This window comes from Stenotrophomonas sp. OVS01A (genome assembly GCF_019969775.1).
GTDB lineage: Bacteria > Pseudomonadota > Gammaproteobacteria > Xanthomonadales > Xanthomonadaceae > Stenotrophomonas > Stenotrophomonas indicatrix.
Window position 1 is genome coordinate 166,643 of record NZ_JAHXYV010000001.1, and the last position, 9,742, is coordinate 176,384.

Below are 9,742 nucleotides of genomic sequence, written 5' to 3' on the forward strand. Positions count from 1 at the left end.
CCGCCACCCGCGAGGGGCTTCGCCGTTGGCCGGAAACCGCGCGTCAGCGCCGCACCGACCTCAGTCTTCGACGCGCAGTACCGCGCCTGGCTTCAGCACGCTGCTGCCGCTCAAGCCGTTCAGGGACAACAGCGCCTTCACCGGCATGCCGTAGCGGCGGGCGATGGTCCAGGCCGATTCACCGTTGCGCACGGTGTGGCGACGGTTGCGCGGGCGATCGGCAGCCGAGGCGACCACCTTGGCCACCTGTGGGCTCGGCGCGGCGCTGGCGGTGCTGGCCACTGCGGTGGCAACGGCCGTGCTGGCGATGTCGGCAACGTCCGCGTTGGACGCCGAAACCGGGGCCAGTACGCGGGCCGTGCCCGACGGGCGGTTGCCGGCGGCCAGTGCCGGATTCAGGCGGGCGATCTTCGCCGGGTCCAGCGCGCGCTGGGCGGCCCACTGCTGGACGCTGGTGCCCGCCGGCAGGGTGTGGTCCTTCAGCACCGGCACGGTGCGGTCCAGCGAGGCCATCACGCCCGGCTGATCTTCCACGTCTTCCAGCACGCAGGCCAGGGCATGCAGCTTCTCGACGTAGGCATGGGTGACCGGCGACAGCCCGGGCAGGCCGGCCGGTTTGGCGTTCTGCGCATTCATGCCGGCCTTGCGCATGGACTGCAGCACGCGGTATTCACCGGCGTTGTAGGCCATCGTGGCCAGGCGCCAGTCACCGCCGAACATGCCATGCAGGGTCTTCAGGTAGCGCACGGCGGCCTGGGTGGACTCCACTGCCGACAGTCGGCCGTCGTAGTTGTTGCTCATCGGTACGCGATGGTTGCGTGCCGTGGTGGCGATGAACTGCCACAGGCCGGTCGGGCCGCTGCCGTTGCGGGCATTGGGCCGGTAGCCACTTTCGACGAAGGGAATCAGGGCGAATTCGGTGGGCAGGTTGGCTTTGCGCAGCTCTTCGACCACATAGCCGAACAGCACCAGCGCGTCGTCATCCTGGTTGGCCAACCGCGAAGGCGCATGGGCGAACTGCTTCTGCCAGCGCGGGCTGGTGGCTTCGGCGTCACAGGTAGGCTCTGCAAGGCCGTCGCGGAAGCTGGAGAAGATCTCCTGGCCGTTACGTACCGATGCGGCCGGCAGCGTTGACGGATCCAGCGGCAGGGCCGAGGCGGCGGTCAGGTTCTGGCTGATGCCGGCGCCCAGCGATTGTGCGCCGGCAGTTCCGGCCAACCCCAGGACGAGACCCAGGGCCAGCGGCAGACTTCGGCGACTCATGCGCGGAAGCCGTCTTTCCAGTGCCGGAGACCGGCCATGACGTCGACGTCGTCCACGACTTCGCGCCCCAGGTGCGCCGACACGGCCGCGCGGATGGGCGCCGTGTGGGTACGCAGGAACGGATTGCAGGCAATTTCATCGGCCAGGGACACTGGCAGGGTGGAACGGTCATCGCGGCGCATGGCCAAAGCCTCCTCTTGGCGCTGCAACAAGGCAGCGTTGGCGGGGTCGACATGCCGCGCGAAGACGGCATTTGACACGGTGTACTCGTGAGCGCAACACAGCAGCAGTTGCGCGGGCAGGGCACCCAGCTTGCGCATCGATGCCAGCAGCTGGGACGGCGTACCTTCGAACAGGCGTCCACAGCCCAGGCTGAACAACGAATCTCCGCTGAAAAGCTGTTCAGCGGTGTGAAACGCGATGTGGCTGCGAGTGTGCCCGGGGACGGATAGTACGTGGAACATCCGGCCCAGTGCCTGAACACGTTCACCTTCACCGACCCGCTCGGTGGCCATCGGGATGCGCTCGTCGACCGGTGCGACCACGCGCACGCCGGGGAAACGCGCCTGCAGCGCCGGTACCCCGCCGATGTGATCGTCGTGGTGATGGGTGAGCAGGATGGTGTCCACGCGCACGCCTTGGGCAGCCAGCGCCAGTACCGGCGCAGCGTCGCCGGGATCGACGACCACGGCAGCACCGTCGTCGGCGATCAGCATCCAGATGTAGTTGTCCGCAAATGCGGGCAGGGCAGTCAGTCGCATAGAATTGGACCATGCCCGCGCTGCAGAGCACCCGTCAAGCGAGCCAGGCCCCGTGGTTCGACAGTGAACCGGCGGAGGCCCTGCGCGTGCTCGAACGGCAGCTGCTGCTGCCGCAGCTGTCGCTGCTGCCGACCCGGCCCTGGTTGTGGATCGCCCCCAGCGCCGCCTGGCTGGCGGATGCGCAGCTGGGCGGTCGGGGCCTGCGCCTGCATCGCCAGGGCAGTGGTTACGCCGGCGATACCCGCTGTGCACTGCCGTTGCCGCTGCCCAACGAGAGCGTCAACGCCATCGTGCTGCAGCATGTGACCGTCGGCGATGCCGACCATCTGCTGGACGAATGCGAGCGCGTGCTGATGCCCGGCGGCCATCTGTGGCTGACCAGCCTCAACCCGTTCAGCCCGTTCCGCACGCGCTGGCGCCAGCACGGGCTGGTGGTGCGCACGCCGCAGCGGATCCGCCAGCTGCTTGAGCGCCATGGGCTGGAATGCGAGGACATGCGTTACCTGGGGCCGATGTGGCAGGGTGCCGGCAGCCGCCGTCGCGGCGGCTGGGCCCCCCTGCGCGCGGCCTGCCTGTTCCACGCTGAAAAACGCACGCTGGCCCTGCCCGGGCCGACCCCGTTGCCCGTGCGTTGGCACGGCACCGTTGCTACCTGATCTGGAGTTGTATTGAAAACCATCGAAATCCACACCGACGGTTCCTGCCTCGGCAATCCCGGCCCCGGTGGCTGGGCGGCGCTGTTGCGCTACAAGGGGCACGAGCGCGAACTGAGCGGTGGCGAAGCGCATACCACCAACAATCGGATGGAGCTGATGGCGGCCATTTCCGGCCTGGAGTCGTTGACCGAGCCCTGTGAGATCGTCCTCTACACCGATTCGCAGTACGTACGGCAGGGCCTGACCCAGTGGCTGCCGGGTTGGATCCGCAAGAACTGGAAGACCGCCGGCGGTGACCCGGTGAAGAACCGTGAACTGTGGGAGCGCCTGCAGGCCGCCACGCTGCGGCACCAGATCGACTGGCGCTGGGTGAAAGGCCATTCCGGCGACCCGGACAATGAACGTGTGGATACCCTGGCCCGCAACGCCGCGATCCAGATCCGCGACGGCAGCCCGGTAAACTGAGCCCATGCGTCAGATCATCCTTGATACCGAAACCACCGGCCTGGAGTGGAAGAAGGGCAACCGCGTCGTCGAAATCGGCTGCGTCGAGTTGTTCAAGCGCCGCCCGACCGGCAATACCTATCACCAGTACCTGAAGCCGGACTGCGAATTCGAACAGGGTGCGCAGGAAGTGACCGGCCTGACCCTGGAATTCCTCGCCGACAAGCCGGAGTTCGCGCAGGTCGTGGAGGAGTTCCTGGCCTTCATCGATGGCGCCGAGCTGATCATCCACAACGCCGCGTTCGACCTGGGCTTTCTCGACAATGAGCTTTCCCTGTTGGGAGAGCAGTACGGGAAGATCACCGACCGCTGCACGGTGATCGATACCCTGGCGCTGGCGCGCGAGCGCTTCCCGGGCCAGCGCAACTCGCTCGACGCCCTGTGCAAGCGACTGGGCGTGGACAACTCGCACCGGGCCCTGCATGGCGGTCTGCTGGATGCGCAGATCCTGGGTGATGTGTACATCGCGTTGACCTCGGGCCAGGAGGAGATTGGCTTCGGGCTGGGCGATGACGATGCCGGTGGCGCTGCGGCGTTGCAGGCGTTCGATGCGTCCAAGCTGCTGCCGCGGCCGCGCGTGGTGGCCACGCCGTCGGAGCAGGAAGCGCATGCGGCGCGTCTGGAACGGCTGCGCAAGAAGGCCGGCCACGCGTTGTGGGACGGCCCGAAGGTGGAAGAAGCCGCGAGCGCGTAGGCGCAGCGGTGGCGTGCGAAATGCAGCCACGCATGGCGTGGTGATGCGTGTGAAATGCAGCCACGCATGGCGTGGCTCTACTGTAGATCCACGCCATGCGTGGATGGCGTGGATCAGTGGCAGCGCACCAGGATCACGGTGATGTTGTCCGATGACGCGCCAGCGCAATCGCGCTGGCGCCCCACAATTTGCGCTACAAATCGTGGGCCCCGTCTCACCAGCACCCAGACCCCCGCCGCTTCGCGGCCGCCCCCTGACTCAGGGGGCTTGCCTCCAGCCGGCATCAGTGGCAGCGCACCAGGATCACGGTGATGTTGTCCGAGCCGCCGCCGTCGAGGGCGGAGGCGACCAGGCTGTCCACGCATTCCTGCGCGCTGGCGTCGTCGAAGGCGAGGGTGCGGGCGATGCCGCGGTCATCCACTTCCTCGGTCAGGCCATCACTGCACAGCAGCAACTGCATGCCCGGGCGCAGCTCGCCGCTGGTGGTCGCCACGTTCAGGTGTGCCGGGTCGGTGACGCCCAGTGCCTGGGTGACCACGTTGCGGTGGGGATGGGCGCGCGCCTGCTCGGCGGTCAGGTTGCCCTGCGCGACCAGTTCCTGCACCACACTGTGGTCCTGGCTGAGCTGGGCAAGCTGGCCATCGCGCCACAGATAGGCGCGGCTGTCGCCGACCCAGGCCACTTCGTAACGGTTGCCCTGCACCCGTGCAGCGACCACGGTGGTGCCCATCGGCAGGCTGTCGTTGCGCCGGCGCGAGGCGCGGATGATCTCTTCGTCGGCGGTGCGGATCGCCTGCGCCAACGGCGCGCCACGGCGGATCTCACGCACGATGGTCTCGCGCGCCAGTGCGCTGGCCACCTCGCCGCAGGCGTGCCCGCCCATGCCGTCGGCTACCAGCCACAGGGCCAGCTCGCCGTCACCGTAATAGGTGTCCTCATTGAGCTCGCGGCGCAGGCCGGGGTGGGTGAGATGTCCGAATTCGATCATGGTGGGTGCTGGGCGAGGGGGTAATGCCGGGGAGAACGGCATCATCACGGCCAAGCGGACATCCGGCAAGCCATGCAGTCAGGAAAATTTCACTTCATTGGGCGCAATGACTTGTCGTCAGCCGCGCTTCCTCGTATGATGCGCGTCCCCGGTTCGCCGGGGAACATCTGGAGAGGTGGCAGAGCGGTTGAATGTACCTGACTCGAAATCAGGCAGGCGTTTATAGCGCCTCGGGGGTTCGAATCCCCCCCTCTCCGCCAGATTAAAAAAGAAGGGCTGCCGAAAGGCAGCCCTTCTTTTTTAATCTGGCGCGGGGATGCGACGCTTCGCGCGTCGCCCAAACGTTGCACTGCAACGTTCGGGCCCCTCCCTTTGCCGGCCTTCCTGCGGATGCTTGAGTAGATCCACACCATGCGTGGATGCTGTTCGCGTGCGGCGGGTTACCATGTACGTCATCACCTGCTGGAGCCGCCACGATGACCGCTGAAATCCTCGTCCCCGTTTCATTCGGCGAGCTGCTGGACAAGATCTCGATCCTGCAGATCAAGTCCGAGCGCATCAGTGACGAAGGCAAGCTGGCCAACGTACGCAAGGAGCTGTCCGCGCTGGAAACCACGTGGATGGCGCACCCGGCGGCAGTGAAGGACATCGCCAAGCTGCGCGCCGAGCTGAAGGCGGTCAACGAGCAGCTGTGGGAGATCGAGGACGACATCCGCCTGAAGGACAAGGCGCAGGCGTTCGATCAGGGGTTCATCGACCTGGCGCGCAGCGTGTACCTGCGCAACGACGAACGCGCACGCATCAAGAAGGCGATCAACCTGGCGCTGGGTTCGGCGTACGTGGAAGAGAAGTCCTACCAGGATTACACGCAGCGCGCGTAATCCCGGGCGGCCCGACGCAGTAGATCCACGCCATGCGTGGATGGATCTCCCGGGTTGCGGGACGGTGCGGACCAAGGTCCGCACCCAGTAGACAGCGCTCAGCTGCCCGGCGTGCCACTCATCCCAGATGGTCGGCGACGTAACGCTCGAACGCGGCAATGCCGTCCTCGACGGTGATCAGTTCCATCACATCGTCGAATTCGATCTTGGTGCCCCACTTGAGGTCGGCTGCCTGCTTGCCCAGATACTTGCGCGCCGCGTCGTCGTAGCGGTCCGCGCAGTAGCGGCGGTCCGAATACGGGCCGCTGCGGTTCGGGTTGCTGGCCGCATGCAGGCCCAGCACCTTGGTACCCATTGCGTTGGCAATGTGCATCGGGCCAGAGTCCGGGGTCATCACCAGATTGGCGCGGGCCAGCAGGGCCGGCAACTGCTTGAGCGTGTCCTTGCCGACCAGGTCCAGCGCCGGAACATCCAGCTGGGCCTGGATGGCGTCGGCCATGCTGCGCTCCAGTTCGCTGCGGCCGCCGCACAGCACGACCCGCCAACCGCGCGTGACGGCATGGTTGGCGACCTCGGCATAGCGGTCGGCGTACCAGTTGCGGCGCACGTGGCTGGAGCAGGGCGAGATCATCAGCACCGGCCGGCCATCGTCCTGCCATTGCGCAGAGGCCCAGTCATAGGCTGCCTGCGGCACGGCCAGGTCCCAGCTGACATCGGTCTGGCGCAGGCCCAGCGGCTCGCAGAAGCTGCCGATGGCATCGAGCACATGGATGCCCGGACGATCAGGGATGCGTTCGTTGATGAAGAGGCCGTGCAGATCCTTGGAGCGGCTGCGGTCGTACCCGATGCGGCGCTCGGCAGGAATGAAGGCGGACAGCACGTTGGCGCGGAACGCCACCTGCATCTGCAGCAGGGCCTCGAAACGCCCGGGTGGCAACTGCTTGCGCAGCTCCTTCACTCCGGCCATGCCGGTCTTCTTGTCGTAGGCGTGGAAGGTGACGCCCGGCAGGCCATCGAGCAGCTTCTGCCCGACCTTGTCGATGATCCAGTGGATCGGCGTGTCCGGGCGCGCGGCCTGCAGGGTGCGCACCAGCGGCACTACGTGGGTCACATCGCCAAGAGCGGACAGGCGCAGAAGACACAAGGAGGAGGACGCTGATGCCATGTGTTGATAGACTCAAAGGAATGGTCGCATTCGACGCCAATGAAGCGCTGACGCCATGCCGCGAGGGTCGCGGCATCGGGGCCATTCTGTTCGACCGCGAGCGGCTGCGGCAAGCCGACATCGGTCTGTTCTCGCCACAGCACTGGGCCGGCAAGGCCCGGCCGGTGGGTGAGGGCGGCCGTGGCAGCGCCTGGTTCGTGGATGCGCCGTTCGGCGCCAGCGTACTGCGGCACTACCTGCGCGGGGGGCTGGCGGCCCGGATCAGCCACGACCAGTACATCTGGCGGGGGGCGGACCGGACCCGCAGCTTTGCCGAATTCCGGTTGATGCGCGCGCTGCGCGAGAAGAAGCTGCCGGTGCCCAGGCCGATTGCCGCCTTCTACATGCGTGAAGGCCTGCGCTACCGCGCCGCGATCCTGATGGAACGGATCGAAGGGGTGCGCTCGCTGGCCGACCGCGCACTGGTGGCCGGGCGCGGGGCGCCGTGGGAGGAAACCGGGCGGATGATCGCGCGCTTCCACCGTGCCGGGCTGGACCATGCCGATCTCAATGCGCACAACATCCTGTTCGATGGCAACGGCCATGGCTGGCTGATCGACTTCGATCGCGGGGTGATCCGCATCCCGGCCACGGCCTGGCGCGAGCGCAATCTCAAGCGCCTGCTGCGCTCGCTGATCAAGCTGCGCGGTGAGCGCAGCGTGGAAGACGTGGAAAAAGACTACGCGCGCCTGCGCCGCGCCTATGACATGGCCTGGAACCGGGGCACCTGATGGACTGGTCGTTGCGTTTCCTCGGCGTCGGCAATGCGTCGGCGGTCGAGCTGGGTTCGCCGATGTCGGTGATCGAGCGCGATGGCCGGCCGTGGCTGACCATCGACTGCGGCGGCGAAGGCCTGACTGCCTTCAAGGCCCATTACGGACATATGCCGCAGGCGCTGTTCGTCACCCATGTACACCTGGACCACGTGGCCGGTTTCGAACGGCTGTTCGTGGATACCTTCTTCAGCGCGCAGCGGCGCGGCAAGGTGCGCCTGTACGTGCCGGCCACGGTGGTGCCGCTGCTGCACAAGCGCATCGGCGATTACCCGAACGTGCTGGCCGAGGGCGGCGCCAACTTCTGGGATGCCTTCCAGCTGATCGTGGTGGGCGATGCGTTCTGGCACGAGGGTGTGCGCCTGGAGGTGTTCCCCGTGCGGCACCACTGGCCGGAGACGGCCTATGGCCTGCGCCTGCAGGGCGCGCTGACCTGGAGCGGCGATACCCGGCCGATTCCGGAAATGCTGGCGCGCTATGCCAGTGACAACGAACTGATCGCCCACGACTGCGGGTTGCATGGCAATCCTTCGCATACCGGGGTGGATGACCTGGAGCGCGAGTACAGCGCCGAGCTGCAGGCACGGATGATGCTGTACCACTACGCCAGCGTGGCCGATGGCCAGGCCCTGGCCGCGCGCGGGCACCGGGTGGCACAGCCGGGCCAGTGTGTTGTGCTGGCCGCGCCGACCGCCCCGCACGTGCTGGCGCAGGATCCGCCGTGAGCAGCGCTGGCGCCGCCGCCCCACCGGCGCTGGCCGCAGAACTGGTGGGGCTGGAACGCGCACTGCATTGCCCGCAGGTGCGCGCAGACCATGAGCGTCTGGCGGCATTGCTGGATGAGGATTTCAGTGAGATCGGCAGCTCCGGCCAGTGCTACGGCCGTGAGGCCGCGCTGGAAGAGATCCCGCTGGAGCGTGCGCAGGTGGTGATCGAGTCGGACCGGTACGCCGTGTGGATGCTGGCAGAGGGCTTGGCCCAGGTGCGTTACCGCAGTCGCTATCACGTCGATGACCAACCGCAGCGGTGGGTGCTGCGCAGCTCGCTGTGGCGTCAGCATTCAACGGGCTGGCGGATGGTGTTCCATCAGGGTACGCCTGAGGCGCGGTAGCGCCGGGACATGCCCGGCGAAGGGCGCCAACCAAGGTTGGCATCTACCGGAGCGGGGCTTCGCCGAAAAGGCGGTGGCCCCGCCGGCTGACCTCGGCGCCCGCGTCGATCGATACCGTTGCTGCCTTCCGGCCCTGGCGGAGTTTTCGACCTAGCGTCGCGAGGGGCCGACGGGGCCACCATAGAGACGTTGGCCCCCCGGAGGCGGCCGATTCACGGATCAGGGGAAGCAGCGCGTTGTGCGCCGGAGACCACAGCCGGACTGCACATCGGCTTACCGATGGCAGACGCGCATTCTAGCGCAGGCAGGTGCGTTGATGCCAGCTTCATGCACTGAATCCGATGTAACCCTGTGCCCCCAGCGTCGGTCGGTGGCTGCCGCCGTTGCTAGAATCCGGTCCCAGGAGGAACGACCTCCCCCACATCGGGATTCAATGACCAGGACGGCCTGGCCCTACCAAAGGAGGGCTGTCATGGCCTGGATCTATCTGTTGTTTGCCGGCCTGCTGGAAATCGTCTGGGCCGTGTCGATGAAGCAGTCTGAAGGCTTCACCAAACTCACCCCCACCGTCATCACCATCGTCGGCATGATCGCCAGCTTCTGGCTGCTGGCCGTCGCCATGCGCAGCCTGCCGCTGGGCACCGCCTATACGATCTGGACCGGTATCGGCGCGGTCGGTGCTTTCGTGGTCGGCATCGTGTTCCTGGGCGAGCAGGTCAGCCCGATGCGGATTGGCGCGGCGGTACTGATCGTCGCCGGCCTGGTGCTGATGAAACTCTCCAGCAGCTGAGGCCGGTTACGAATGCGGCGGGAATATGGATATTCCCGTTCTGCAGAAACAAGAGAATATGCATTTTCGGCAAAGTCGTGACGACTGCCGTGATTATTTGACGGCCATCATGAAAAT

Annotated in this window: 12 protein-coding genes, 1 tRNA gene and 1 other RNA gene; 9 read left to right on the forward strand and 5 right to left on the reverse strand. The window is 66.6% G+C overall.

Features of this window, described 5'->3' with window-relative positions; all coding sequences use genetic code 11:
• Nucleotides 1-60 precede the first annotated feature (60 nt).
• Together LC407_RS00820 and gloB are read right to left on the reverse strand one after the other, a co-directional pair.
• Entirely contained in the window at nt 61-1,263 is a 1,203-nt protein-coding gene (locus LC407_RS00820) for a lytic transglycosylase domain-containing protein (RefSeq protein WP_032977383.1), read from the reverse strand.
• Nucleotides 1,260-2,024, reverse strand: a complete 765-nt coding sequence (gene gloB / locus LC407_RS00825) for a hydroxyacylglutathione hydrolase (RefSeq protein ID WP_033830463.1) — start codon at nt 2,022-2,024, stop codon at nt 1,260-1,262. Before gloB ends, LC407_RS00820 begins: the two co-directional genes overlap by 4 nt.
• Nucleotides 2,025-2,035: 11 nt before the next feature.
• Between gloB and LC407_RS00830 the strand changes: the two genes are divergently transcribed.
• Genes LC407_RS00830 through dnaQ form a run of 3 tightly spaced genes read left to right on the forward strand, consistent with a single transcriptional unit; the run spans nt 2,036 to nt 3,878 of the window.
• Nucleotides 2,036-2,680, forward strand: coding sequence for a methyltransferase domain-containing protein (locus tag LC407_RS00830; protein WP_025878154.1), 645 nt, complete (start codon nt 2,036-2,038; stop codon nt 2,678-2,680).
• Between the two features lie 12 nt (nt 2,681-2,692).
• Nucleotides 2,693-3,145 (forward strand): ribonuclease HI, encoded by a 453-nt coding sequence (gene rnhA, locus LC407_RS00835; RefSeq protein ID WP_025878155.1) that lies wholly within the window; start codon nt 2,693-2,695, stop codon nt 3,143-3,145.
• Nucleotides 3,146-3,149: 4 nt separating this feature from the next.
• Nucleotides 3,150-3,878 carry a DNA polymerase III subunit epsilon gene (dnaQ, locus tag LC407_RS00840; protein ID WP_025878156.1) on the forward strand — a complete coding sequence of 243 codons (729 nt, stop codon included), beginning with the start codon at nt 3,150-3,152 and terminating at the stop codon, nt 3,876-3,878.
• A 283-nt stretch (nt 3,879-4,161) separates the two neighbouring features.
• Here the strand turns inward: dnaQ and LC407_RS00845 are convergent, their stop codons facing one another.
• Nucleotides 4,162-4,866 carry a protein phosphatase 2C domain-containing protein gene (locus LC407_RS00845; protein WP_025878157.1) on the reverse strand — a complete coding sequence of 235 codons (705 nt, stop codon included), beginning with the start codon at nt 4,864-4,866 and terminating at the stop codon, nt 4,162-4,164.
• 169 nt (nt 4,867-5,035) lie between these two features.
• Between LC407_RS00845 and LC407_RS00850 the strand changes: the two genes are divergently transcribed.
• Together LC407_RS00850 and LC407_RS00855 are read left to right on the forward strand one after the other, a co-directional pair.
• Nucleotides 5,036-5,126, forward strand: a tRNA-Ser gene (locus LC407_RS00850).
• Nucleotides 5,127-5,342: 216 nt separating this feature from the next.
• Nucleotides 5,343-5,747, forward strand: coding sequence for a DUF6165 family protein (locus LC407_RS00855; RefSeq protein WP_032977378.1), 405 nt, complete (start codon nt 5,343-5,345; stop codon nt 5,745-5,747).
• A 118-nt stretch (nt 5,748-5,865) separates the two neighbouring features.
• Here LC407_RS00855 and LC407_RS00860 read toward each other — a convergent pair whose 3' ends face one another.
• Nucleotides 5,866-6,912 (reverse strand): glycosyltransferase family 9 protein, encoded by a 1,047-nt coding sequence (locus tag LC407_RS00860; RefSeq protein WP_223482011.1) that lies wholly within the window; start codon nt 6,910-6,912, stop codon nt 5,866-5,868.
• Between the two features lie 20 nt (nt 6,913-6,932).
• Between LC407_RS00860 and LC407_RS00865 the strand changes: the two genes are divergently transcribed.
• From LC407_RS00865 to LC407_RS00875, 3 genes are read left to right on the forward strand one after another with little or no spacing between them, the layout of a single operon-like run.
• Nucleotides 6,933-7,682: a 3-deoxy-D-manno-octulosonic acid kinase gene (locus tag LC407_RS00865; protein WP_025878162.1), complete on the forward strand. Its 750-nt coding sequence runs from the start codon at nt 6,933-6,935 to the stop codon at nt 7,680-7,682.
• Complete coding sequence (locus tag LC407_RS00870) at nt 7,682-8,449, forward strand: MBL fold metallo-hydrolase (protein ID WP_025878163.1); 768 nt, start codon at nt 7,682-7,684, stop codon at nt 8,447-8,449. The genes LC407_RS00865 and LC407_RS00870 overlap by 1 nt, the downstream gene beginning before the upstream one ends.
• Nucleotides 8,446-8,835 (forward strand): DUF4440 domain-containing protein, encoded by a 390-nt coding sequence (locus tag LC407_RS00875; protein ID WP_223482012.1) that lies wholly within the window; start codon nt 8,446-8,448, stop codon nt 8,833-8,835. The genes LC407_RS00870 and LC407_RS00875 overlap by 4 nt, the downstream gene beginning before the upstream one ends.
• A 76-nt stretch (nt 8,836-8,911) precedes the next feature.
• Here LC407_RS00875 and ffs read toward each other — a convergent pair.
• Nucleotides 8,912-9,008, reverse strand: an RNA gene (gene ffs, locus LC407_RS00880) — signal recognition particle sRNA small type.
• Nucleotides 9,009-9,307: 299 nt separating this feature from the next.
• Here ffs and sugE point away from each other — a divergent pair.
• The gene (gene sugE, locus LC407_RS00885; RefSeq protein WP_032977375.1) at nt 9,308-9,625 is read left to right on the forward strand and encodes a quaternary ammonium compound efflux SMR transporter SugE; all 318 of its coding nucleotides are present in this window, start codon (nt 9,308-9,310) and stop codon (nt 9,623-9,625) included.
• Nucleotides 9,626-9,742: the final 117 nt, after the last annotated feature.